This window comes from Microbacterium sp. ZXX196, assembly GCF_009709595.1.
Taxonomy (GTDB): domain Bacteria; phylum Actinomycetota; class Actinomycetes; order Actinomycetales; family Microbacteriaceae; genus Microbacterium; species Microbacterium excoecariae.
The window spans coordinates 1-267 of the sequence record NZ_WMEE01000230.1; the positions used below are offsets into that span (position 1 = coordinate 1).

The 267-nt window shown below is 53.2% G+C and carries 1 protein-coding gene; it reads left to right on the forward strand.

Annotation, left to right across the window (positions count from 1 at the left end):
• Positions 1-33: 33 nt before the first annotated feature.
• The coding region (locus GJQ66_RS14930; RefSeq protein WP_230379618.1) for a hypothetical protein at positions 34-267 on the forward strand (234 nt) is incomplete at its 3' end.

Here is a 267-nt window from a genome sequence, read left to right on the forward strand (position 1 = left end):
TCAATTTTGCAGCAGGCTATGGTCTTGGGCGCCATGGCGGGGATCGCAGTTTTTGGGTTCTTGAACATCAAGCTGTTGATCTGGAACCTTGGGCGCTTCTCTGCGTTCCGCGCAGCGGCGTCTTATTCAGATTTTGCCGCTTCAAACGCAGGGAGCCAAGTTTTGGCGCTGCCTCTTGCCTTGGCGATGACGGTTAATGTTGGCTTTCTGCTGGGTCTTACCTTTGTCCCAGGGCTATGGAGCATTGTGGAATATCTATTCCCCGCA